Source organism: Streptomyces sp. LX-29 (assembly GCF_029541745.1).
GTDB lineage: Bacteria > Actinomycetota > Actinomycetes > Streptomycetales > Streptomycetaceae > Streptomyces.
Genome location: NZ_CP089746.1, coordinates 399,118 through 424,423, shown reverse-complemented (window position 1 = coordinate 424,423; position 25,306 = coordinate 399,118). Strand labels below are relative to the sequence as shown.

13 protein-coding genes are annotated in these 25,306 nt (G+C 69.8%); 5 read left to right on the top strand and 8 right to left on the bottom strand.

Annotated features, from left to right (window positions below):
• The first annotated feature begins 359 nt into the window (after window positions 1-359).
• The 4 genes from LRS74_RS02000 to LRS74_RS01985 all read left to right on the top strand — a co-directional run bounded on the left by LRS74_RS02000 (window position 360) and on the right by LRS74_RS01985 (window position 3,573).
• Window positions 360-518: a lasso RiPP family leader peptide-containing protein gene (locus tag LRS74_RS02000; RefSeq protein ID WP_144384142.1), complete on the top strand. Its 159-nt coding sequence runs from the start codon at window positions 360-362 to the stop codon at window positions 516-518.
• A 241-nt stretch (window positions 519-759) separates the two neighbouring features.
• A complete protein-coding gene (locus LRS74_RS01995) occupies window positions 760-2,625 on the top strand; it encodes an asparagine synthase-related protein (RefSeq protein WP_277739317.1) in 1,866 nt (621 codons plus the stop codon).
• Window positions 2,606-2,860, top strand: a complete 255-nt coding sequence (locus tag LRS74_RS01990; protein ID WP_277739316.1) for a lasso peptide biosynthesis PqqD family chaperone — start codon at window positions 2,606-2,608, stop codon at window positions 2,858-2,860. The genes LRS74_RS01995 and LRS74_RS01990 overlap by 20 nt, the downstream gene beginning before the upstream one ends.
• Before the next feature lie 284 nt (window positions 2,861-3,144).
• Entirely contained in the window at window positions 3,145-3,573 is a 429-nt protein-coding gene (locus LRS74_RS01985; RefSeq protein ID WP_347178189.1) for a lasso peptide biosynthesis B2 protein, read from the top strand.
• A 95-nt stretch (window positions 3,574-3,668) separates the two neighbouring features.
• Here LRS74_RS01985 and LRS74_RS01980 read toward each other — a convergent pair whose 3' ends face one another.
• The 3 genes from LRS74_RS01980 to LRS74_RS33570 form a co-directional block, all read right to left on the bottom strand.
• Window positions 3,669-4,100 (bottom strand): cupin domain-containing protein, encoded by a 432-nt coding sequence (locus LRS74_RS01980; protein WP_277739315.1) that lies wholly within the window; start codon window positions 4,098-4,100, stop codon window positions 3,669-3,671.
• 73 nt (window positions 4,101-4,173) lie between these two features.
• A complete protein-coding gene (locus LRS74_RS33575) occupies window positions 4,174-4,458 on the bottom strand; it encodes a metalloregulator ArsR/SmtB family transcription factor (RefSeq protein ID WP_347178083.1) in 285 nt (94 codons plus the stop codon).
• 415 nt (window positions 4,459-4,873) lie between these two features.
• Entirely contained in the window at window positions 4,874-5,179 is a 306-nt protein-coding gene (locus LRS74_RS33570; protein WP_347178082.1) for a hypothetical protein, read from the bottom strand.
• A 56-nt stretch (window positions 5,180-5,235) separates the two neighbouring features.
• Between LRS74_RS33570 and LRS74_RS01970 the strand changes: the two genes are divergently transcribed.
• The gene (locus tag LRS74_RS01970; protein ID WP_277739314.1) at window positions 5,236-6,003 is read left to right on the top strand and encodes an SDR family NAD(P)-dependent oxidoreductase; all 768 of its coding nucleotides are present in this window, start codon (window positions 5,236-5,238) and stop codon (window positions 6,001-6,003) included.
• 330 nt (window positions 6,004-6,333) lie between these two features.
• On the opposite strand, the gene LRS74_RS01965 is transcribed toward LRS74_RS01970, so the two are convergent.
• The 5 genes from LRS74_RS01965 to LRS74_RS01945 all read right to left on the bottom strand — a co-directional run bounded on the left by LRS74_RS01965 (window position 6,334) and on the right by LRS74_RS01945 (window position 25,246).
• Complete coding sequence (locus tag LRS74_RS01965) at window positions 6,334-7,338, bottom strand: hypothetical protein (protein ID WP_277739313.1); 1,005 nt, start codon at window positions 7,336-7,338, stop codon at window positions 6,334-6,336.
• Window positions 7,339-7,549: 211 nt separating this feature from the next.
• The gene (locus tag LRS74_RS01960) at window positions 7,550-9,859 is read right to left on the bottom strand and encodes a UvrD-helicase domain-containing protein (RefSeq protein WP_277739312.1); all 2,310 of its coding nucleotides are present in this window, start codon (window positions 9,857-9,859) and stop codon (window positions 7,550-7,552) included.
• Window positions 9,856-16,563, bottom strand: a complete 6,708-nt coding sequence (locus LRS74_RS01955; protein ID WP_277739311.1) for a DEAD/DEAH box helicase — start codon at window positions 16,561-16,563, stop codon at window positions 9,856-9,858. Before LRS74_RS01955 ends, LRS74_RS01960 begins: the two co-directional genes overlap by 4 nt.
• Window positions 16,560-22,076 (bottom strand): hypothetical protein, encoded by a 5,517-nt coding sequence (locus tag LRS74_RS01950; RefSeq protein ID WP_277739310.1) that lies wholly within the window; start codon window positions 22,074-22,076, stop codon window positions 16,560-16,562. Before LRS74_RS01950 ends, LRS74_RS01955 begins: the two co-directional genes overlap by 4 nt.
• Entirely contained in the window at window positions 22,073-25,246 is a 3,174-nt protein-coding gene (locus tag LRS74_RS01945; protein ID WP_277739309.1) for a DEAD/DEAH box helicase, read from the bottom strand. The genes LRS74_RS01950 and LRS74_RS01945 overlap by 4 nt, the downstream gene beginning before the upstream one ends.
• Window positions 25,247-25,306 lie beyond the last annotated feature (60 nt).

Below are 25,306 nucleotides of genomic sequence, written 5' to 3'. Positions count from 1 at the left end.
CGCCCGGCCGACACGGCCGCGGCGGGCGCCCTTCCGCATGCCCTTCCGCATGCCCTTCTACATACGCGGAACGTGTTCGTCGCCGCCACCGAGGACGCGTCCCTTGTGGCAGCCGCCCCGCGGTGCCGTGGCCACCGAGCGGGGGCCGCGAAGGTCCCCGAGGTCCCGGGTTCCCGGGTTCCCGGGGGGTCGGTGAACGCGCCCGAATCGATGAATTGAGCCAATGCGCCTGGCGAGTGCTTCGCTATCACCCTTTCGGGTGGTTTAAAACGATGCATCGCTAAAGTGTGTCATTCCGCGTGACTCAATTGGCCCACGCTTAGGCGGAATTGCCGCCTGAATCTTTCGGAGGTGACCACATGCGCACACCGAGTGAGACGTTAGGCATCGAGGTCGACGACCTGTACGAACCCCCGCTCCTGGTCGAGGCGGGTGACTTCGCCGCGGTGACCCAGGGCTGGAGCGGCCGCGACCGCGAGCTCTACAGCCTCTTCTGGAACCGCTGGTCGTCCAGCTGACCGGCGGCGCCGGCCCGCGCCCTTCGTCTCGTTGACCCGGGCGCGGGCCGGCGCTCCGCCGTCGCGGAGAGCGGGTCCCGCACACCCACCGCACACCCGCCGCGCGCGATCGCCGTAGGCCCACCGCGCGGGTGCCGGCCGCCGGGGTGGCGCGGCCGTGGCAGCGGGGGGGGGGGCGAAGCGGCCATCGCCGGCAGCGGCGGGGCCGGACGCAGCACAGGTGCCGAGGGGAGACGGCTTCATGGACGACACAGTGAGACCCTGGTTCGTGGTGCTCCCCGACCGGGACGCGCCGGCCGACCTGCTGACCCGGCTGCGCCGGCACGCCTGCCGCACGCTGCTCCACCCTTCCGGGCGGCCCTGGCTGTCGGGCTGCTGGCCCGACGAGCGGATGGTCCTCGGCTCCGCCGGCCGAACCCGGGTGGCCGTCGCCGGCACCACCGCGCTCACCGCCCCGGAGCTCGACGCGCGGGTGAAGGCGGCCCGCACGGCCGCGGACGTCGAATCCGCCGTTCGGGACGTTCCCGGCAGCTTCCACGTGATCGCCTCGCTCGACGGCGCCGCATACCTCAGAGGCACCGCCACCGGAACCCGACGGATCTTCTGGGCCACCGTCGACGGCGTGCCGCTCGCCGCCGACCGGGCGCGCACCCTCGCCTGGCTCAGCGGAGCCGAGGTGGACACCGCCCAGCTCGCCGCCCGGCTCGCCGTCCCCTGCCTGCCGCACCCGCTGTCCGGCGGCGCGATGTGGCGCGGGGTGCGCGCCCTCGCACCCGGCGACGCGCTGCACCTGGAGCGTGACGGCGGCCGCACGGCCACCTGGTGGCGGCCGCCGCCGGCCGAGCTCCCACTGAGCCACGGCGCCGTGGCGCTTCGAGCGGCCCTGAGGGACGCCGTCCGGGCGCGGGTCCGCCCCGGGCAGATGATCGGTGCCGACCTCTCCGGCGGACTCGACTCCTCCGCGCTGTGCTTCCTGGCCGCGGAGGCCGGCGCCCGACTCGTCACCGTCACCCTCGCGTGGTCCGGACCCGGGAACCAGGACGTGGACTACGCCCGATACGCCGCCGAGCGGTTGCCCGGGGTCGAGAGCCTGGTCTTCCCCTCCGCCGACCTGCCCCCGTACTTCAGCGGTCTGCGGGAGCGCCGGGACGCCGCGGACGAACCCTGGGCCGGCCTCTGCGAGCGGGCGCAGCAGCACCGCCTCACCGAGGCGTTACGGGACCACGGGGCGCGGCACCTGCGCCTCAGCGGGCACGGAGGTGACCACGTCCTGGAGCCCCCCACCCCGTACGTCCACGCCCTGCTGCGCCGCCGGCCGTGGCTGGCGCTGCGCCATGTGGCCGGCTACCGGGCCGGGAACCGCTGGCCGCTGGGCGCCACCGCCCGGATGCTGATCGACGGACGACCGTACGACCGCTGGCTGGCGGCGGCCGGCGGCCGGCTGCGCCAGTCCGCGGAGCACTGGTCCCTGCCGGAGGAGTGGGGCATCCTGCCGCGGCTACCGGCCTGGGCCAGCGAGCAGGCCGTGGACTCCGTGGCCGGGCTGCTGAGGTCCGCGTCCGCGCGGGCCCGCCCGCTGGCCGGCGACCGCGGCCGGCACGCCTGGGCCTACCAGGCGCAGGAGGCGGGGCGGATCGCCCGGCTGCTCCAGGACGGCACCGCGGCCGTCGGGCTCCCGGTGGAGAGCCCGTTCTGTGACGACGCCGTGGTGGCCGCCTGCCTCTCCGTCCAGCCGCACCAGGCCCGCGACCCCTGGTCGTACAAGCGGCTGCTGGGCGTGGCGCTGGACGGTCTGGTGCCGGAGCGGCTGCTGCGCCGTACCACCAAGGACCACTGCAACGAGGAATGGCACCACGGCCTGCGGGTGCACCGGCGTGACCTCGCCCGCTGGGCGGACGACTCCCGGCTGGTCGCGGCGGGCGTCGTGGACCCGGACCGGCTGCGCCGCCTCCTGCACAGCCCCGGACTCCTCGAAGGCAACGGCGCCGACGTGGACAGCACCCTGTGCGCCGAGGCGTGGCTGCGCGACCTGGCCGCGCACCCCACCCCCGCCTACCTGGACCCTTCACATCGCGAGGAGCATTCCGTTGAGCCGACTGCGCGCTGACGTGTCCCACACCCCGACCGAGGACGGCGCGGTGCTCCTGGACCAACGCTCAGGGAAGTACTGGAGGTTGAACGCCACCGGCGCGGCCGTCGTCCAGGCGCTCATCGACGGCGCCACCGCCGAGCAGATCGTCGACCGGCTCGTCGAGGCACGCCCGGTCGGCCGGGAACGCGCCGCCGCCGATGTCGCGGCCCTGGTGGACCAGTTGACCAAGGCCCGGTTGGTGACGCCGTGAGCCGCGACCGAGCCCGGGACGCCGGCCGCGCCGCCGACGGGAGCCGAACGGGCGACGCCGACCGATCCCGCGATACCGGCCTGCCGCCGGGGAGTGACGCCGGCCTCTCGCCGAGTCGTGACGCTGGTATCCCGCTGGGGCGTGACGTCGGCCTGTCGCAGGAGCGCGACGCCGACCTCTCGCCGTGTCGCGAAACCGGTCTCCCGCCGGGGCGCGACACCGGCCTGTCGCCGGAGCATGACGCCGGTCTCCCGCCAGGGCGTAATGCCGGTCTCCCAGCGGCGCTGGGGCGTGACACCGGCCTCCCCGCGGCACGCGACGCCCGGAGGGCCCGCCTGCCCCTGTCGCGCCGGTTCGTCGCCCACATCGCCGTGGCGATCGCGCGGCTGCTGGCACGGCTCCCGCCCCGGCGGATCATCGCCGTGCTCAGGGTGGTGCGTCGCGGGGCCGTCCCCGCCGACCACGCGCGGACACTCCGGGCACGGCAGGACGTCACCACGGCCAGCACCCTGTGCTCCGGCCGGTTCTGTCTGCAACGCTCCCTGGCCACCGCCCTGCTGTGCCGCATGCGCGGCTCCTGGCCCACCTGGTGCACCGGCGTGCGCACCGCCCCGTTCGGCGCCCACGCCTGGGTGGAAGCCGAGGGACGCCCGGTCGGCGAGCCCGAGGACACCGGCGGCTACCACGTCATGCTCAGCGTGCCGCCGGCCTGACCCGCGGCCCGACCCGGTCGTGGGTAAGCCTGGACCGGTCGTGGGTAACCCTCGACCGGGCGGCGGCAGCCCACGACGGGCGGCCGTCGACGGGCTCAGCCGGCGCCGACGAGCAGCGGACCGAGCCGGGCCTCCAACCAGGCCGGCAGCTCCAGCAGTCGGACCCCCTCCTGCTCGTTCGGGTCCGTGCGGGCCACCAGGCACACCATCTCCTCGGTGCCGTTGTTGACCGGCATGTGGGGGGTGTCCGCGGGGATGTGGAGGTAGTCGCCCGCGCGTAGCACCATGTGCTCGGTCAGGCCCTCCCCGTGCCACACCTCGACCTCCCCGGACTGGATGAAGATGGCCGACTCGTGACCCTCGTGCAGATGCGGGCGGCCCCGAGTGCCGGCGGGCATCACCAGTCGGTGGAGGCACAACCGCTCCGCCCCGGCCGACTGGGCGCTGACGCCCACTCCGAACATGCCGCCCTGGACGCCCTCGTACTGCCCGGTACGGACCACCGTGCACTGCTTCTCCGCTGTCATGGGCGCAGTACAACAGGCCCTGGGGGCCGTTCGATCAGTTCACGCCAGGCGCGTCGCGGGGTGTCGCGGCTGGTCAGGCGTCGGCGGAGGGCGTGGGGACGGCGCCGCCGCCGGTCGTCAGCTGGTCGCCGAGAGCGCTGCGCCGGTACAGCACCTGCCGTCCGTCGCGGGCCCGGGTGACCAGTCCCGTGGCGTACAGCACGCGTAGGTGCTGGGAGACGGCGCTCGGGGTGACCCCGACGCGCCTGGCCAACTCCACTGTCGGCAGCGGCTCTTCCAGCAGGGCCAGCAGCCTCGCCCGGGGGCGCCGACCAGCGACGCCAGGGCGGTGGTGTCCACGGCCGGCTCCGCGCTCCACAGGGTGGCCACTCCCCGGCTGGGGTACACCAGGCTCGGCGGCTCCTCCGGACTGAGGGGTGGTGCGGGCTTGTGCGCGAACACGGACGGCACCAGCAACAGCCCGCGACCGGAGGCCGCGACGCGATGGTTGCTGATCATCTTGTCGATGCGCAACACACCGTCGTGCCAGCGCAGGTTGGGATGCATGTCGGCGGAGCAGGCGGGCGCCGCCCACGGCGAGTCGCCGCGCGCGGTAGGTCATGTCGGCTTCCAGAACGAGCCGCATCCGCGGCCACCACGGCTCGATGGCGATCGCCCAGTAGCGCTCCAGCGCCGCGCAGATGGCGTCGCGGAGCCGGATGACGGAGGTGTCGTCGGCGGTGGCGTCGCGCAGGGCGGCCGGGGGCGGGTCGGGCGCGTGCGTGAGCAGCAGGTCATGCCGGACCCGGTCGGGTGACGTCCGGCGGGCCACAGCCAGTTCTTCCGCGAAGCGGGGGGGCGAAGTCCGCGGGCCGCGGGGTCAGGAAGTCGGGAAGGGTGCGCCGCCGGGCGACCAACGACATCAGCAGACCGGTGTCGAGCGTGTCGAGCGTGCCGAGTACGGACCGGTGCCAGAGCAGGTGCAGGGGGGACAGCCCCGGCTCCCGCAACACCCGCAGACTGAGCAGGGTGTCGCACAGCGGTGAGACGGCGAACCGTGTGTCCGCGAGGTCCTCGACGCCCAGCACAAAGCTGATCATTAAGCCGTACGCTACATCGGTTGGCGGCGGGAGCTCGATGCCGTGGACTGCGACCCATGACACACACGACTCCCTCTCGCCGCACGGCGATCGTCACCGGCGCGGCCCGCGGCATCGGCGCCGCGGTGGCCCTACGGCTCGCGCGGGACGGCCTGGCCGTCGGCGTGCTCGACCTGGACGAGGCCGACTGCGCCTCGACCGTGGCGGCCATCACGGGCGCCGGCGGCTCGGCCCTCGCGGTCGCCGCCGACGTCGCCGACGAGACGGCGGTGAACGCCGCCGTCGCCCGGGTCGCCGAGGCCCTGGGGCCGCCGACGGTGCTGGTCAACAACGCCGGCATCGGCCCTCGCGCCCCCCTCGTGGAGATGTCCACGCAGCAGTGGAAGACGGTCCTGGGCGTCAACCTGAGCGGCCCGTTCCTGGTGACGAGGGCGGTCGCGCCGCATATGACGGCGGCGGGCTGGGGACGGATCGTCACCATGTCGAGCATCTCGGCGGTCAGCGACGCCGACCGTGTCGACTACGCCAGCACCAAGGCCGGGTTGATCGGGTTCACCAAGTCCCTCGCCCTCCAACTCGGACCGCACGGCGTCACGGCCAACGCCATCGCACCGGGATTCGTCGTGAGCGACATGACGAGGGCCTCGGCCCGGCGCCTCGGGCTCGACTTCGAGGAGTTCCGGCGCAGGGCGGAGCGGTCCATCCCGGTCGGCCGGGTGGGTCAGCCGGAGGACATCGCCCACGCCGCGTCCTTCCTCATCAGCCCCGAGGCGGGATTCGTCTCGGGCCAGGTCCTCTACGTCGCCGGCGGCCCGGTGGACTGAGGACACCTCCCCGTCCACGCCGCGGGCCGCCTGGGCATGTGCTAGCCGTCCTCCGCCGACAAGATCAGCGCGGCGCTCGCCCGCCGCGTGCGCCTCCGACCCGTATGGGCGGTGACCGCCAGGACGAAGGGGAAGGCGTTGTCGTCCCACACGTCCGCCAGCCTCCGTTAGGACAACCCCAGGCTGACCGGTTGCGCCGCACACCAGGCCGCTGCTGGGGCCATCCCGTCTCGGGATGGCCCCAGCGGACGGAGCGCCAGTGAGGCGTAAGAAGGGCGGCCGTTGCTGGTCCGTCGCGCTGGCATCACGACATCCTTGCCGGCCGCCCGATCAGGAGTCGTAGCGCTTGGTCACCACCATGGTCGTCCCTGCGAGCACCTTCCCCAACGGCGTCTCGGCCCACTCGGCAAGCAGCAGCGGCTTCTCGTCCACGGACTTCAACAAGTGGGCGATCTCGTCGGCACTCGGTGCAGCAGGAAGAGCACAGTCGATCACCGGGCTGCCTGTTGCACTGGTGTGATCTCCGTACTCTTCGTCAGGATCGTCCGGCTCCCAACGCCCGATCTCGATCTTCCACGAAGCGTCCTCATCGCCGGGTTCCGGCGCTTGGACCGTCAGGTAGAAGCCGTCAGAGTCGTACGGCTCCGCAAAGAGCTGATAGCTGGGGTCGTCCAGCGCAGCCCATATGCAGCCATCCTGGGAGTGCGCCGTGACCAGCACCCGGAGGTCGGCGACAGCTTTCTCCCGCTCCTCCGCGGTGAACCCTGCCTCGCGACGATCGAGCTGCTCACGCGTCTCATCGCTCAGCGTGTCCATTCCGTCGTCATACTTCACGAAGGGATGGTCGAACTCCCAGTGGCGTTCGAGCTCCGGATCATCCTCCGAGGAAGTCCCCGAGAAGTCGTCGAGTGCCGCGCGCAACTCGCGCTCCTCTACCGTCAGTTCAGAACGGATCGCTCTGCTGACCGTGTCGGGCAGAGCGACCAAGGCACTTTCCAGATCGGCGAGCCCCTGGTGAAGTCGCAGGCAGACGTACTCGTACCACAGACTGTGGGCGCCGCTGAGGAGTTCGGATCGAACAGCGGCGTCGGTCAGCGCCGCAAGGTGCTTGCGCGGGTAGTAATCCACACGCCCTGCCCGGCGATCGTGGACGCTGACAGGGACGGTAGCGAAGGCGGAGATCCGATTGAGAGCGTCGACGATCGGCACCGCAAGGCGAGACTCGCCAAGACTCGTCACCGTCTTGGAAACGACACCGTCCGGACCCTGAAACGTCGCCAGGATCTGAGCCTTCCCGCGGCTGGCGTGCTGAGAGTAGATGGTCAAAAGGAACACCTTTCGCCTGTCCGGCAGACGACCGCCGCAGAGGACAGGTGTGCAGGGAGTGTGGAAGGAGGTGGTGGCGAGGGCGCTTTCCGACGCTCCGTACCTCAAGATGACCGGGGGTTGCCCAGGTACTGTCCCAGGCTCCATTCCTGCCCAGCGCGCCTTCGCCGAACTCGGGCGCTGGGGGTGGGTGCTCGACGTGTTGCGCGTGGTCGGTCAGCTACAAGGGGAGGAACGGGCTGGGCTTGCCGTGCCAGGAGATGCGCAACGCGTCGCGGGCTCGGGTGGTGGCGACGAAGAGCTGGCTGCGGCTCTTCTTGAGCTCGCGTTCGTACCGCGTGGGGTCGGTCTTCTCGTACTGCTCGACGACAGCGGTGCGGGGAAGAATGCCGTCGCTCGCACCGATGATCGCGAGCGCCTGGTACTCGAGCCCCTTGAACCGGTGCATCGTGCCGATGTGGACTTCTCCCGCACCCTGCGGGCCGTCCTTGGTGAGGGTGGCTGTGGTGATGCCGTGCTTCATCTCCAGGTCGGTGGCGACGCGGCCCGCCATCTCACCGTCGGCGACGCAGACGGCCAGGGTGCCGCTGGGGTCACGTACGGTGCCGTCCGCGGCAGGCTCGGTGATGTCAGCGCGCCACTGCCTGAGAGCCTTGGCGAGCTGGGCGATCTCGTCGGCCCAGTCGGCGCAGGCGACGTACTCGGGGGCAGGGCCGTGCAGCAGGGAGTGGTAGCCGTCGAGGGTGTCGGTGCCGTCGTCGAGGTCGTCGTAGGTGGCCCCGCGGACGACCTTGGCGGCCTGGTCGAGGATCTCCTGGGTGGTGCGGTAGCTGAGCGTCAGCTTCGAGGAGCGACCGCGGATGTGGACGCCGACGGTGGAGAGGGTGACCTGCCGGTCGTAGATCCGCTGATGAGTGTCGCTGGCGATGAACAGGTCGCCCGAGCCGGGCGCGACCATGGCGCGCAGCATCTTCCAGTGGGCGGGGCTGAGGTCCTGGGCCTCGTCGACGACGATGTGCTGGTAGCGATGACGCAGGTAGCGCACTGCGGAGCTGTTGTCGTCGAGGTGAACCAGGTCGCCGCCGCCGATGTCTGCCTTGCGCTCGGCACGGATCTGGATCTTGCGGGCTCGTTCCATTTCGTAGCGGGCCGCCCGTTCGGCGGCCTGGGCCCAGGTCTCTCGGCCCAGGCCGTTGAGGCGCAGGGTGAACTGGTCGAGCAGCTTCCAGATGGCGGCTCGTTCGGGGCGGGTGAGGGCACGCCCCATGCCGGCGCGGCGGGCCTTGAAGTAGTCCTGGCGGGTAGCGAGGGACTGGCCGAGGACGATCTGTTCCCATTCGTCGAAGAGGAACTCGGCGTCCCAGCGCTGCTCGTCGTGCTCGAAGAGCACTTCTCGCAGTACGTCCAAGGCCCGGTCGTCGGTGATCAGACTCCGCTGCGAGCCGGGCGCGGTGTTCTCGTTGAGGACGCTCTGCGCGAGCTGGTCGATGTGCTTGATGTCGATACGCCCGAGCAGTGCCGGGTCCATGAGCGATGTGAGCCGGGAGCGTAGATCGGCGGTGAGGTTCTTGGTGTACGTGGTCAGCAGGATCGGCTTGTTGTGGCCGGGCGGCAGGGCGGCGGCGAGACGGGCGACGCGGTGCAGGGCGACGATGGTCTTGCCGGTGCCGGGGCCGCCGCTGACACGGGCGGGGCCGCCGTAGTTCCGTTCGACGATCTTGCGCTGTGTGGGGTGGAGGTAGACCTTCCATGCGCGGAAGTCGCCCTCGGCGAGGACGTTGCGGATGTCGTCGTCGACCGTGGTGACCGCGGTGCGGGTGAGGGCCGCCGCCATGTCGTCCTCGAAGCCCGGCTCGAGTTCGGTGGCGGCGGGCTGGGTGATCTCACGCTCGACCTCGTCCACGGACATGCCGGAGCCGAGGCCGGTGAGGACCTCGGCGGTCAGACGCGGGGCGCCGGCGATGAGCTGGTCGAGTTCCTCGTCGGTCGTGACGGTGAGGGCGAGATCGATGAGCGCGTCGGCGACACCGAGCCGGCGCAGGTCCTCGGGGGTGCAGCCGGCGAGGAGCAGTTCCGCGGTGATGACCGGTTCCGGCGTCACGACGGGTGCGGGCGTGGGCTCGACCGGCACGGCCTGCTCGTCCGGAGCCGGAGTGAGCTGGACCCCCGCACGCTGGAGGACGCTCTGACCGACGACGCCGAGGTCGACGAACTCGATCTCACCGGTGATCCGGTTGATGGCGACGGTGAGTTCCTCGTAGACGTCCTTGCGGTGGCGGACGGCGACGATCAGCCACTGCGGGATGCCATCGGCGCCGACGCCGGCCCGGGCGAGAAGCGCTCGGTACGAACGGTCGATCTTCGCGCGGAAGATCCGGCCGTCGCCCTTGAGGGGCTTGAGGTCGAGGCTGGGGTGATCGGGGTCGAGGCGGAATTGGTGACAGAAGTCGTAGAACTTCGTCTTGACCGACGACTCCATCTTGTAGAGCTCGTTTTCGGCCTTCTGGTAGAGGCTGAGGCGTGCGGTCATCGTGCGGCACCCTGTTCTTCGGAGTCGGGGCGGGGGGTGGCGTCGGGGAGCGCGGTCAGCAGGGCGTCGAGATCGGCGAGCCAGTCGTCGGCCGAGCGGATGGTGAATCCGGCGTCGCGGTAGGCGCGCCAGGTCTTGTCGCTCTCCTCGTCCTCGTGGTCGTACGGCTCGGCCATGACGGCGATCCGCTGGTCGCCGTGGTTCCAGGCGAAGTCGGCGAGCCAGCCGCGTTCGCCGAGTTCGAAGCCGTAGGCAGGGGCTTTCTTGCCGCCGTCAGCCAGGGCGTGGGCGAGACGGGTGAGGGGGGCGTCGGGTTCGTCCTCGTCGAGGTACCCGAGGATCTCCCCGTCCCACAGCAGGTCCCGCAGCGTCGCTTCGAGCGGAGTGGCGTCGGGTGCCTCCACTACAGGGTGCCGCTGCACGGGTGTGCCGGTGGCGAACTGAACGACCAGGGATTCGAGTTCGCCGGGGCCGCCGAAGGCCTTGAGGACCGAGGTGTCGCACGTGGCCGCGGTGGCCGTGGTCAGCTGGACACCGTCGCCTCCGTCGTGGGCGAGGAACTGCAGGATGTTGGACCACTGAAGCCAGGAGCCCCAGCGTGCCTTGTGCTCGGGCGTGCCGAGCTGGTCGGGTGCTGTGTCGTCGAGGCAGACCAGGGCGGACCAGTGGCCGGTGGCTCCGTCGACCAGAAAGGCGACGGGGAGACCGGACTGGTCGCGGGTCCGGAACAGGTTGAGTGTGCCGGTGCCCTGGACGGGGTCTGGGTCGACGCCGTCGGTGCCGCCCCAGGCGTCGAGGAGAAGGGCGAGCGTCTGACGGGTCTGGTCGGGGGTGCCGTTGCCGACGAGGATCTCCTGGCCGGTTCCGAGGAGTCCACCGACCATGGCCGATGCCCGCCTGCCCCAGGCAGCGTCGTCCGGACTGCGCAGGTAGGCGAGGAGCATGGTCATCGGATCGGCGAACGCGGTGGTGACGAGGTCGTCGCCACCGCGTTCGGCATGGAGCTGCTTGGCGATGTCCTGGGCGCTGTGCGGATAGGGCGGCCACACCGGCTCGGCCGTCACCCGTCCTGAGGAAGCCTGTGCCGTGCCGGTCTGCCGCTCGAAGGCTTCAAGGTCGTCCCAGGTGAGCTGGAAGACGATGCGCCCCTCGGCCCGGAGCCGGTTGCGTTTGTCGGCGTCACCGGCGAGCCGGTTGTGCCGGCGAGTGGCGTGATAGCGGTGTCCGTCGAGGTAGACGGTGATCTTCTGCTTGGGGCCCTCGGTGCGTTCGAAGGTGAAGTCGGTACGGGTGAACCCCTCGTTGCGCTGGGCGGTCAGACGCCAGCCGTGGACGGTGCCGACCTCGTCGAGCCGCAGGTAGGCGCTGTTGTCGCCGCTCTCCTCCAGGACGGCGTCGCCGCGTGGGCCGGCCCACCCACGCAGGGCGTTGAGGAAGCGCGCCTCGAGGTCGGACTCGACCTGTCCGTTGAGGCCGATCTGGTCGGTGTTGCCGACCGGTTTGGTGTTCCAGGCGTCGGTGTCGGTGCCCAGGAGTTCGTCGAGGATCTCCAGGGCGGCCTGGCGGGAGACGCGGTCGATGTGCTGTTCGTCGGCGTAGCGGTACAGGCAGCGGTGGCATGCCGGCACGGCCTCCCCGTTGCAGGGGCACTCCTCGAGAAGCCGGCGCGCGCCCTCGAGTACCTGCCGGAAGGCTGCCGGGTCGGTGAGCCGGTCGAGGTAGCCGGTGCCGTGGGGGAGGCGGTCGTACAGGACCAGGAAGTGCCGCTTCTCCGCGGTGTCGCGGTCCGGCATGGTGGCGAGGGTGGTGTCCAGGTGCTGGGGGTCGCCGCCGAAGGCTTCGTCCACGCCCAGGCGCAGGGCCGCTTGGAAGGAGTGGACCCGCTCCTCGACCAGGACGGTCGCGGCGGGCAGCAGGATGCGCAGGGCTTCGGTCTCCAGCTCGTGGGCGAGCAGGACGGGTTCCTGGGAGACGTCCTGTCTGCCGCGTCGCAGCGGGCACCAGGGGGTGTGGTGCTTGACTTCGCGCTGGCGGTTGGCGGAGTTGTCGACGGCGTCGCGGTCGTCGTCGAAGACCGGCCGTCCATCGGCGGTCGCGGCTCCGCAGGCGGTGCACACGTGGAACGGGGCGATGCGCACGGGCCGCCCGGCGAGCTGGTCGTTCTCCTGGGCTCCGATGCTGAGCGGTCCGGCGTTGACGCGGCGGATGACGGCGTGGCGGGTGTAGTCGACGCCGAAGATCTCCTTGGTGTGCCGCCAGGACTTGCCCGGGGCGAAGTCCTTGGGGGCGATGTCGACCATGTCCATGACGGTGTAGAAACGGCGGTCGCGGTCGTCGCTCTCGTCGCCGATCCTGGCGTCCTCGCGCTTGTCGCGGGCGGTGACGACGCTGGGCTGGACGATCTGCCACAGGCTGCCGGAGTCGGCGATGCCCGCCTCCCCACAGCGCGGGCAGGGGGTGATGTCGTGCTCGGCGTTCTCGGTGCGGACATAGCCGCACGAGGGGCAGAAGCGCCAGTGGCGCCAGTCCTGGTCCCGGCCGGTGACGATGTCGATGCCGGTGATCCGGTGCTTGTAGCCCTCGGCGTAGAAGGTGTTGCCCGGGGCGAGTTCGGACAGGGCGAAGCTGCGTGGCCGCCCGTAGGAGAACGGCTTCGACTTGTAGCTGTCCCGCCCCTCGGATGTGGTGCCCTCGGGCCAGTAGACGGTGGCCTCCAGGGTGGTCGTGGCGTCGATGAGGGCGTAGTTGGGCAGCAGACCGAGGTCGCACAGCACGGTCTGGGCGGGCTGACGCTGACGCGTGGCTCCCTGCTTCGAGAGGGCGCCCAGCTCGGCCTCCAGTTCCGCCTTGGTGCGTGCCTGCTCGTCGTCGCCTTCCTTGAGCTCGTCGATGGCCGAGCGGATGGTACGGATACGGGTGCGCAGTTTCTGGTTCTCGCGCTCCCACCCCCGCTCGGCCTTCTCGATCGCGCTGCGGATGCCCCGGACCGCGTACTGCTTCAGTTCCTCCTGAGCGGTCTCGCTCACGCCGGTCGGGAACAGCGCGAGGAAGCCCGCGACGAGCTCCTCGCCGTGGGCGAGGGCGGCCTCGGTGAAGTCCGCGAGGTAGCCGGAGGGGCCGAAGAGCTCGTCCACGCGGCGCGACAAGGCGGCCAGCGGCTTGCCGTCCTCGCGCAGCAGGCGGCCGCGTGCCGCGAGATCGAGGAGATGGGCGGTGTACTGGCGGCGCAGGATCTCGATGGCCGACAGGTACGAGCCCGGCGGCACGATCCGCCCGTCGATCATGTCCCGCGGCCGGTCGAGGAAGTACAGGTCGCGGCGGGAGCGGTCGGGGATGGTGAGGAGGAAGGCGTTGCCGGTACGGCGCCCGGCCCGGCCCGCCTGCTGGGCGTAGTTCGCCGGACGGCGCGGCAGGGCGCCGAGAACGACGGCGGACAGGTCGCCGATGTCGATACCCATCTCCAGGGTGGGCGTGCAGGACAGCACGTTGGGGTCGTTGAACCCCTCCCCCTTGCGGAAGGCCTCCTCGACGCGCTCGCGCTTGCCCCTGGAGAGCAGACCGGTGTGTTCGGCGGTGATGACCTGATAGGTGCCGGCTCGCCGGTACAGGCTGCGGTAGTAGTCCTCGCGGTAGTCGCGGTCCCGGTCGTGCCGGTCCACGGTCTCCAGCCACCGGTCGCCCGCGACCAGGCGTCCGGACGAACAGCGGTACGACTGACAGGGCTGCCCGTGGTACTGCACCAGCAACGAGGGATGGACAGTCTGCTCCCAGAAGCACTTCGGGCAACGCACATACGACTCGTTGACCTGCACGTCGGACAACAGCTGCAGGCGGACTGCGCCTGGCTGAAGGCCGTAGACGCGGACGGCCGTGTCGCGCGGCGTGCGCGCCGCGAGCAGCCCGGCATCGGTGAGCCGGGGCAGTAGCCGCACCCAGAACTCGTCGGCCTGCTCGCGGGTCATGTCGAAGCAGCGCTGGGCCCAGGACTGATACCAGGACAGGCGCCCGGCGGCGAAGTCGAACTCGCTCTTCTGCTTGGGCCGGGCGAGCACGAAGCTCGGCGCGGAGACCCCCCGGGGAAAGGCCTTCATGCCACGCGGGCGACCACCCCAGATGAAGTAGCGGCTCGTGCCCGCCTCGTCGAGGAACTTGTCCAGCCACCGATGTCCGACCGCTCCCCGCGTACGCAGCCGCTCCAACAGGCCGCGCAGGAAAGCCAGATACCGGGCGTCGTCGTGTGCCGTGAGGGCCAGCCCATGGTGGGTGGACTCCTCGTGGACGGCACGTACGATCGCGACGGCGGCCCGCTCGTCGGGGACACTCACCCAGGCGGCAGCGGTACGAGTCAGTTCGAGGGTACGGCCGTTGCGGGAACGGTGGCCGAACTCCATCACGGCCTCGAACGCGAACCGCTCCCCGATCAGGTCCCAGGTCCTCTTGTCCCCGCCGCGTCCCTTGCCTGACAGCAGCCGCGCGACTCCCGCGTCGTCGTGCAGGTCCGGCGGGACGACGGCGGCGAGCGTCTCGCGGTCGGTGGTGGACATGACGACATCGGCGACGAGGTCGTTCAGCGCGGTGGACCGCTGCTCGCTCAGGTGCTTGGTGAACAGGGCCCGCAGGGAGAAGGTGTACGAGCGCGAGGCGACGAAACCGGCCCGGTGCGCGGCGTCCTGCACCGAGTCGTTGAACATCAGCGTCTTCGTCTCACGCTGCTGCTTGTCCATCTCCCCGCCGGTGAAGAGCTGGGTGATGGACGCGGCGGCGAGCGCGGCGGCGCCCGTACCGAGGAAGCGGATGGCGTTGTGCGTGCCGCACGCCGGGCACCAGTCGTCCTTGGCGGCCCGCTCTGCGGTGTCCCCGAGCTGGACGAGGACGAAGACCGAGTCCGGTCCTGCGGGCTGCGGGTTGCCCTCGCCGTCGTAATCGTCCTCGGGGTCGGGCAGGCGCAGGCGGCGGGAGTGACCGTCGAGAACCATCAGAACGCCCGCGCCACCCGTGGTCAGCGACCTCTGCGCCGCCTGGTCCATGGCGGTACGGCCGTTTCCCTCGCGAGCCTCGTTGTCCGTGGCCGCCACGAGGGTGCGCACCTTGGACTTGTTGGCCGTGACGGTGGCCCGGCGAATCTTGTGGGCCTCGAAGCTCAGCTCTTCCAGGTCCGACTCGGGGGCGAGTACCGACCAGCCGGAGCGCCCGCACTCGCGGCAGTACACCGCGGGCAGGAAGACCTTGGTGTCACGAGAGGTGGTCGTGTTGGGCGTCGTACGTAGCCGGCTTTCCGCCCCGACCGTGTCCCAGGCGAACTCGGCCTTCGGCCAGGGCAGCACGCCCCTCAGCATGCGGGTGACGGACCGCGCCCACTGGTGCACCTCTACCTGGACGAAGGGGCGGCTGATCGCGGCCGGCGCCTCCGGGTCCCGTGCCACGGACAGAAGGGCGACGAAGCGGGCGAGTGCCGCCGCCGCGACCTGCGGCCGCGTCGTTATCGCCTCGTCCCAGCTCTTCGCCCCACTGCGGCGCATCACGTCGAGCACCTCGTCGTAGGTGCACGCCGTGCCGTCGAAGGCCTTCAGCACCGCATACGTCAGTCGGTTGCGCTTGAGCGCGGCGCCGAGGACGACCGGATCGGTGGTACGGCGTCCGGTGACGGCCTCGGCGAGGTCCGCGAGCGCCTCCGGGCCGGAGGCCGGGTCAGGCAGGGCGGTCAGTGCCTCGGGGGGTGCGGCCTGGCCGGGCAGGAACTTCGCGTCCGTGATCGACTCGTCGAGCATGAACTCGTCGATCGTCAGCCGGTTCTCACCGACGATCGCGTCCTCGGTGAACTCGGCACCGAAGACGTTGCCGGCCACGGAGAGGAGCTGCCGCACCCCGTCGGCGTCGGTGCCGGAGGCGAGGGTCGCGGAGGTGGCGACGGGAGTGATCGTGCCGAGCGGCTTGCCGGGCCGGTTCGCGCCGACGGCGATGGCGAGGCGACGCAGCAGCATGGCGACGTCGGTGCCCTGCGCGCCGTCGTACGTGTGGAACTCGTCGACGACCACATAGCGGATGTCGCTGTCGTCCCACAGCGGTGCGTCGGCGGCCCGCTGCAGGAGCAGATCGAGCATCTTGTAGTTGGTGATCAGGATGTCCGGCGGGGACAGCCGCATGTCCTGCCGGCGCGTGTAGACCCGGTCGTAGTGCGTCGCCGCTTTGTCCCCGATGTACAGGCCGGCACGCACGCCGCTTAACTCGTCGTAGTCGGTGAGCAGTCCGTTGATGCGGGCCGCCTGGTCGGTGGCCAGGGCGTTCATCGGATAGAGGAAGATCGCCTTGACCCCGCTGTTCCCGGCCGCGCGCTCGCGGGCGCAATGATCGAGAACGGGGTAGAGGAACGACTCGGTCTTTCCGGAGCCCGTACCCGTCGTGACCAGCGTGGGCTGAGGTACGTGCCCGTCCTTCGAGGTGAGCCGTGCGAAGGCACGGGCCTGGTGCGCGTATGGCGTCCAGCCGTCCGTACGCACCCAGTCCAGGTGCTGCTGCCAGCCGTCGCCAGCCGGCGTGAAGGGAGTACGGAGGCGAAGGTACGGCCCGCGCAACATACCCGTCGTCTCGTCCCCGAGGAAGGCGTGCAGCGCCTTGCGGACGCCCTCGTCGGCGAGGCCGTACGTCGTGGACAGGTACTGGAGCAGGCTCTCCTTGAGTCCCTGCGCTCCGAGGGTCGGCCTCACGGGGTCGGGACCTCCATCTTCTCCGGGTCCCACAGCCCCTTGCTCACGGCTTCGTCGAGACGCTGCTTGAAGTAGGCGTGGGCTTCCCGCATCTCACGCTCACGGTTGGCTTTGTAGAAGGGGGCGGTGTAGCCGGCGGGAGGTGTGGCGTCGGGGTCGGCGGGGAGCACACCTTCGGGGGACGGCTCACCGACCGCTTCGCGGTATGCCTCGAACTGGGTCCAGGTTTCCTTGGTCTGGCGCTGACCGATGGTTCGGCCATTGCTCGCCAGCTTCCACCCCTCGGCGTCGAACCAACTTGCCGCCTCGTACTTCTGGAGCACGGGGAATCGGCCCTTGTACGCGGCGATCAGGGCGTCTGCGTCCATGCCGAGCCAGACGGCGACCAGGGCGTCGATCTCGACGAGTGCGGCGCGACGGGCGTACTCGGTACGGAGGGGGGTGTCGCGCTGCCAGGTCGGGGTCACCGAGTGAAGTTCCGTGTTCATGCCTGGCCAGCTGAGGGCCCAGGGTTCGTACGCCGGCCAGGTGGGGTCGTAGAGGTCCTGCCAGAGATCGGCGTAGGCGGTGGTGAGGCAGTTGAGACGGAGGGTGCGGAGGAGGAGGGCGGGGGCGAGGGGGTGATGCGGTGACGGGGCGGGCATCGCCTTCGCTCCGGCGATCCGCAGGTCCCCCCGGCCGGAGGAGCGGAGGAGGTAGTCCACGGGCAATGCCGCCCAAAACCCAGCCACCAGTGAGGTCATAAGCCGCCCGGGCATTGCCAGGCTGTGCACGGCGTCGATGTGCGTGACGCCGGGAGGCACAATCGCGGGGTACAACGCTCGTTCGGTATTCGGCGCAACCTGTCGCCGCCAGGCTGTGCGGTAGAACGTCGTGGTCCGTCTCCGGGCCCGCTCCACGAGCAGAGCATCCACCTCCTCCTGCTTGGCATCTCCCATCGCCTCGGCCACCTGCGCCCGCGCACGGGCCAGCGCCTTATCGTCCGCGCGAAGGCGTTCAAGCGCCTGGTGGTCGATCCAGCGATCCTGAGCCTTGAGGTACTCCTGCGCACGGCCGGGTACTCGCACGTACTCCGTGTCCGGCACGAAGTCCGAAGGCAGGGAGACCAGGTCGGCTCCGAAGGGCGCGTTGGAGTTGGCGTCATGGCGCTTGAACACCGGTGTGGCGACACTGATCTGCGTGCCTTTGAGGATCACGTGGCGCCACCGGTCGGGTTCGTACGGCTCGCCCGTCTTCGGGTCCGGCCGGTTGTAGTCGATCAGGCGATCCTTCTTTGCTCCACTCTCGTCGTAGCCACGGCCGATCTGCGGCTGGAAATCCGCGAGACGCAGTCGATAGTTCGCCAGGGCCTCAATGGCGGACGCCTCGGCCGTACTCACGGGAAAGAGCAGGCGTGCCTCCTCCGCCGGACCCGTGTCACCGAGCAGCCGCTTCCAGACAGTAAGCAGTTCCCTGTTGACGTGCACGACGCGCGTCCGGTGAGGACGCTCGTCGAACTCCCCGTTCTGATAGCGGATTCCCGGGGCCTCTCCTGAGCCGTCATGGTTCGCCGACAAGCGCAAGGCATCGGCCGAGACCAGCCAGGAGAGGTGGCTGAAGTCGATCTCCTGTGGGCGACCGTAGACATTCACTCCGAAGTGCGTGGAGTGGCCCACGGGAAGAGGGAAGAACCGCTGACCGGCGTTCACGAAATCCCCATGGATCCGCAGCCGCCGATACGCCGCACTCCGCAGCGCACCTTCCTTATCCCCGGCGAAGTGTGTGTCCGAGTGCAGGAATCCGGTCGTGCCTCGCGCAGACGTGTGGTCCCATACCTGACACATAAAGGCTCGATACAGATCGGGCTGGGTTCCCTCCAACAACGGATACACCTGCGGCGCTCCGTAGAAAGTGACCTGCCCCACGTTGTCCGTGATCTCACCCAGTACATAGGCGGCCACAGCCTGAGACTTCAGCAGGTCATCCCGGCGCTTCTCCTTCACCGACGTGGAGACCTGCTCTTCCAGCTCGAACCACGGCTCGCGTTCCGCCAACACCAGGGACTCGTTCCAGCGCGGCCGCACCCACGGCGGGTTACCCACCTGTAGGTCGAAGCCACCCGACTCGCTGTCAAAGATGCCCGCGAAGTCCAGCTCCCAGTGCAGGAAACCCTGCTCCACGGCGATGTCACGAACGATCCGCATCCAGGGGTAGCGGGTTTCGACCGCCTTCCGCGCATCGTCCATGTCCATCTCGGGCTGAGTCTGGATCAGTTCTTCGAGGGCCTTCAGCTCCTCAAGCGATTCGAGGGACGACAGGATCGTCCCATGCTGAAGGTCCTTCGTGCCGACCATGGACTCCAGGAAGGCGATCCAGTCGTCCAGGTCCGCAAGCGGGATGACGTCACGCCGAGGTACAGGCACAACGGGCTTCTTGGGTACGGAAGGGGTACGAGCCTTCTTGAGCTCCCTCGTCTCCGCCAGCTCCTCGTCGACCCCGTCTTCCCCCAAGGACATCTGGTCACCGTCCATGGCGAACAGCATCCGGCTCTCGACGAATCGCGGCACGGCCGTGGGTTCGGCCGCAGGCAGCGGCGTCTTACTCTCGACGGCCGGCCCATCCACCCCAGCCACCGACGACAACAGGGCGTCCAAATCCGCCCCGGCCTCCGCCGTAACCACCGGAGCCGTGGCGTACTCCGCGTCCGTCCCGTCCAGCAGGCCCACCTTGTCCAGCGGCCAGAACCACAGCGCGCACCACGCGTCCATGACCTGCTTGAGGCGCCAGTACGGGGAGCCCTCCGCCTCGAAGAGGTCCTTGAAGACCTGCTCCTTGGTTAGTGGCAGGCTCTGGTCTGCGTTCTGCTTGTCGTGGCGGAGGAAGGCATACTCCTCCGCATCCTCCGAGCGGTCAGTTCCCCACACGTCAATCGTGCGGGCGATCTCCTGCTCGCTCAGCTCCATGCGCTTGGCGACGAGCTTCCACAGGAACTCGACACGACGTGCTGCAGCCTGCAGCCGGGCGAGCTGGCTCGCCTTGCCGCCCGTCGTTTTGGGCTTGGTCTGAACGCCCTTCTTCCAGGCCTTCAGCTGGTCCACCTGCGATCCGGCAAGCTGCCCGACCAGCTTCTTCGCATCGCCGCTCGCCCCCGCGACCGCACCCCACCCAGGCGTGGGCAGGAGGAACTGGTGCACGGCCCCGTCCGGCAGCGGCTGCTCAGCGCCGTCCCCGGTCGCCCGGAATGGCAGCTTGGTCGGCGTCTGTGCACCGATGGTCCGCTCCTTCTTGATGCGATCGGCCTCGTACACCCAACGCCGCGCCCCGATCAGGGAGTTACCGCGCCGCAGGTGCAGACCGAACCACGGCGCACGCATACCGGGATGCATGGTGTTGAGCCACAGCGACACCTCGGCGAGCTCGACACCCGTCTCGTTGAGGTCGATCCCGTACGCGTTGTGAAGGGCGATGTACGCCTTCACCTTCTGCTTCGCTTCCAGCGCCTTCGACGTGTCCAGGTTGGCGCCCAGCTCCTCCTGGCGGCGCTTGAGGTACTCCTCAGCGACCAGGTCGATTGCCTTGTTGAGGAACGCGCCGGAGCCGAGGGCCGGTTCGCAGATGGTGTAGCGCAGGAGTTCGCTCGCGCGGGTCCGTACCGTGTTGCCGTCGGTGTCCTTCTCCTGGTCGAGGCGGTGCTTGAGCGCTAGCTCGACGGTGACCTCGGTGAGGGACTCGGGGGTGTAGTACGAGGCGGAGGTCTCACGGTCGCGACCGGCCAGGCGGTAGACGAACCGGCCCGGGGGGTACTTCTTGGGGCCGCGCAGGCCGTGCTGTTCGGTGTCCTGGGCGGAGTACACGACGTGCGTGTTCTTCGGGTAGTCGTTCAGCCGGTCGGCGTGGACGAGCCAGGAGCCCTTCTCGGGGTCGCCGTACTGCTTGCCGGCCTGCTTGGCACCGGGCTTGGCGACCTCGGCCAGCTCCCGCTTCTCGTTGATGATGCCGGTGTACGACATCAGACCTTCGTAGACGGCGCCAAGCTGGTTGATGCCGAGGTTGCGGTAGGAGATGAAGCCGCCCTGCCGGCCCCTCTGGCCAGCCTCCTTCATAGTGAGCAGACGCAGCACCTGGTGCAACGCCTCATTGCGCAGCCGCAGGTCCAGCCACTGCGGAGGCTCGTCCCCGTCCTCGTCCCACCGAGGGTCCAGGACGCCGCTCCCGATGAGGGTGATCGCCTTCGGATCGAACAGCTCACTGCGCAGCGGCTCGAAGCGGAGGCCTCGCTGTTCGCTGCGCTTGGCGGCGGGCTTGTCGTCGTCCGCTTCGGTGCCGTGCGGGCGATGGCCGTAGTTGACCTTGTTGAAGAGAACGTCGAGGGAGGCGTAGAGGTGGAAGCCGCCTCGGCTGCCCTCGTCGACCAGCTTTCGCTCGCGCGCGACCAGCTCGCGCAACCGGGCGACCGAGTAGCCGGCCTCGTAGGTGGAGTCGTCGGCGGGCAGGATGCCCAGTTCGGGGCGGGCCTCCGCGTACAGGAGGAAGAGGATGCGGTAGAGGTAGCGCAGGGATTCACGGGTGAGCTGCTTGGCGAACGGGCCCTTCGTGAGGTCCTCGATCTCCCGTGGCTTGACCTTCGCCTCGCGCAGGCGGGCGAGCACTTCGTTCGCGATGATCTCGACCGACTGCTGGAGTCCCTTGCGCAGCTCGGAGTTGACGCCGACGGCGTTGTCCCGGGACGCCTTCAGTAGGTCGTCGATGCGTCGGCCCTTGCCGTCGGGGCGGGGCGCGAGCATGTCGTGGGAGAAGAGGGCGGCGAGAAGCGAGAGTTCGCCGGCCTTCGCCGTGTCGTTGCGGGCGAGGGCCGCGTCCAGGCTGGCGGCGAGGTAGCGGCCTTCGGCCCAGGATTTGCGGTCGGCGAGGACGAGTACGCCACCGCATAGCAGCAGGATGAAGCGGGGAGCGTCGCCGCCGGGCTGGTGGAGTTCGCTCTGGAAGAGCCAGCCCGCCAGCTTCTCGCCAACCTTGAGGAGGCCGTCGGTGGTCTTGAGGGGCTGGAGGAGCTGTCCGGCCTTGTCGGGGTCGAGGGCGTCGTCGAGGGAGTCGGTCCAGCCGCAGTCGAGGGCGACGACGCCGTCTCCGTGCCATGCGACCTGGAGTTCGTACTCCTTGCCGGCGTTGTGCACGATGATCGGATCGGGCCGCTCGCCGTAGCCGAGGGCTTTCAGGACAGTGGTGTGCCAGGCGGTGATGTGCTCGGCCCACTCGCCTGTGGGGTCGTCGTAGGTGCTGCCGGGTTCTTCCTGCTGGGCACGGGAGCTCAGGAAGGGCCGCACGGTGGCCAGGTAGTCGCCGCGGAGCCCGGGCAGGAGTTCGCGCGGGGTGGGCTGGGGATCGTGGGGGTCGGTCTCGCGGCCGGTCCACAGGGTGAACAGGCCCTCGTCGCCCACCTTGCCCTTCTTGAGGGTGTTCTCCAGCTCCTCGCTGAAGTAGTGGGCGGAGAGGTATTCGCCGCGGTTGGCGAAGGAGTCGTAGGTGTAGCTCATCGTGCGGACTCCTTGGCGTGCGCGGTGGACGAGGTGGTGGGGTGAAGGGGTTCGAGGACGCAGAGGACCCGCAGCATCGGGTCGCCGTCGGTTCGCAGGCGGCGTACGAGGTCGCGGCGTAGGGCGGCCGTGTCGTACACCTGCTGGATGCGGCGCTGCTGGTTGCCGACGGCGATCAGGGCGCCCTGCTCCCAGATCTGCACCCGGTCCTCGTACGGAGCGAGGTAGGAGTCCACCTGCTTGTCGTAGTCGGCGCGGCGCTCGCGCAGGTGGGTCTCGGCCGCGTCGACGGCCGCGGGGACGAGTCCCTGGAGGAGGTCGGGGGCGACGGGCTGGGCGCGGCCGGGCATGTCGGGGCCGACACCGCAGGCGGTGAGGAACGCCGAGTCCATGCGCCATACGCGAGGGCTGCCCGCGGCGAGCCCGGTGACGGCCATCCACTCCACGACGGTCGGCTTGCCCGCCGCGTTTGAGTAGACGCCTTGGAGGAGGTAGACCGGGCCGGTGAGGGCTTCGGGCAGGGCGGCGTCGATCCGCTTGGCCTTGGCGGTGTCGGGCCGGTAGGCGAGGACGAACGCCTCGTCGTACTGGAGCTTGGCGAGAACCTTGTCCGTCACCCAGTCGAGCACGGGGTGGATGTCGGAGGCGTAGGAGACATTGGGCCACTGGGAGGTGGGCCGGTCCGTCTTGCCCTGCTTGGCGTTGCGGGCGGCCTCCAGGCGGTCGGCGGCGTACTGCTTGTCGAAGGTGATGCTCAGCGTGCCGTCGTACTTGGACGTGGTGAGGATCTTCTCCTGCTCGAGGTACGACTTCGGCAGCACCCGGAAGCGGTACTGGAGGTCGTCGGGCGGAGTGAACTCGATCCGGCCCTGGGCCGTCTCGGGCTTCCAGCCGAGGGCCGCGCGCTCGGCCTCCGGGTAGATGAGGTCCATCGCGGCGTGGAAGTACGCCTTGGTGTCGGTGAAGACGTGGGGTACGTCGGCCTCGGGCACCGGGGCCGTGCCGAGGGTGGTGGGAGGGGCCGTGGGGTCGGCGAGCCGGGCGTTGGCTCCGGCGAGGAGGTTGGCGAGGACCCCGCCTGACTCCTGCTGGGACTGCTTGATGGAGCGCTCGACGGTGCCGCCCTTGATGAGGTCGCGAGTGAGGCGGTCCTCTTCCTTCTTGTCGTTGTAGAGGCCGGTGACGGCCTCGGCGCTGCCCTCACCGGTCTCGATCTCGTGTGCCTGGGCCTCGCGCCGCAGCAGGCGGGCGCCGACGAGCCGGTCGTCGAGCGTGAGCACCTCGCCGCTCTCCTCGTCGCGCCGCCAGGGCACGTCGGCGGTGAGAGTGAGGGCACGGAACTCGGGGCTGACCGCCTGCCCGTAGCGGTCGATGCGTCCGTTGCGCTGCTCGATGCGTATGAGGGACCAGGGCAGGTCGTAGTGGATGAGGTCGTGGCATTGGTGGTGCAGGTTGACGCCCTCGGAGGCGATGTCGCCGGTGAACAGCAGCCGTACCGGCTCTTCGAGCCGTCCGAAGCGGTCGACGATCTCCTGCTGTTGCTGGTCGTTGGTGGTGTCGCCGTGCATGACCTCGACGGCTCCGCCGTACGCCTTCCAGGGACGCGTCGCGTCGGCCTTCACCTCGTTCTTCTTGAAGCCGAGCCGGGCCGGGACCTCCTGGGCCAGCCAGTCCAGGGTGTGAACCCGCTCGGAGAAGATCACGACGCGGCACTCGGAGCGCGGGCCGACGCCGAGGCTGTCCTTCAGCGTGCGCACGAGCGCGTCGAGCTTGGCGGAGTCCTGGTCGGTGAAGTCCGCGACCAGCGCCTCCAGCTCCGCGAGCGCCTTGCTCTCGGCGGCGAGAGCAGCGCGACGCTCGGGAGTGTCCGCCGCGGCCTTGGCCTTGCCCTTCGCCGTACCGGTCTTCGGATTGTCCAGGTAGGCACGGCGGTTGGCGAGGGATTTCCGCAGGGCGACGTGGGAGGAGAGGAACGCCTTGAGGAAGTTGTAGCCGACCAGCGGATCGGCGCAGACCGACGAACGGCTCGGGTCCCCCGGGGTCCACTCGCTCGCGAGCTTCTCCAGGACGGCGACCTCCTTCGGTGTCGCCGGAGCCGGCACCGGCAGGGAGTCGCCGCGTTCGGCCCAGGGCTTGCCCTTGAGGCCGTCGCGTACCTCGCGGTCGGTCTTGGTGCGCCTGATGTAGAGGTGGTCGAGGTCGGCGACCTTGTAGTTCTTGGGGTCGGCGATGGCCGCCGGGTCGAGCATCCGGATCAGCTCGGCGAAGGATTCGGCGTCGCCGTTGTGCGGCGTGGCGGAGGCCAGGATCAGCGCATCGGTCTGCTCGGCGAGGCGGCGGGCGAGGCGGTTGTTGCGGGTGCCCTTGTTCACGAGGTTGTGCGACTCGTCGATGACCACCGAGTCCCAGGTGATGTTCTCCAGGTGGTGGGCGTATGTCGCCGACTTGAGGGTGTCGACTGAGACGATGACGCGCTTGAAGTGGGCGAACGGGTTCCGGCCTGCTGGTAACTCCTGCTGGATGCGCTGGATGCCGGTGGAGTCCAGGCGCACCAGCGGCAGGGAGAAGCGGGTCCACAGCTCACGCTGGAACTGCTCCAGCACATGGGCGGGCGTGACCACGAGGATGCGCTCACCACGGCCGCGCCGGATCAGCTCTGAGAGCGTAATGCCGATCTCCAGCGTCTTGCCCAGACCGACGACGTCGGCTATCAGCAGCCGGGGCTGCGGATTACGCATGGACAGCGCCAGCTCGGCGGGGCGTAACTGGTGCTCCTGCCGGTCCATGAGGAAGGAGTCGGCAAGGGCGATGCCGTGCTCGGTCTGCGGCAGCGCGGTCTTGCGGATGACCGCCTCCAGATAGAGGCGGGCCTTGGCGTGCTTGGAGGTCTCGTCGGGCACGAGACGGGTCTTGCGCGGATCGAGCACCTCGATCCGGTCCAGTCCAGAGTAGAAGACCGCGTCCGTGCCACGGACGAACGAGGAGACCCCGCTGACCTCCACCATGAGCCCGTCACGGGACTCCGCGACGGACTTCACGAGCCACTGCTCGTCGCGGATGCGCACCTGGGCGCCGGGGGCGAAGACCGGCCTGGCTCCGGCCGGGTATGCCGACTGCGCCGGATCGACATCGTGCCCTTCAGGAACCTCGGGCTGCATCGCCGTGGTCACGTGGTGCTCCTCTGTGGACTGTGTGCTCGTATGTGCAATGTGGTCGTGGGAGGGCGACCT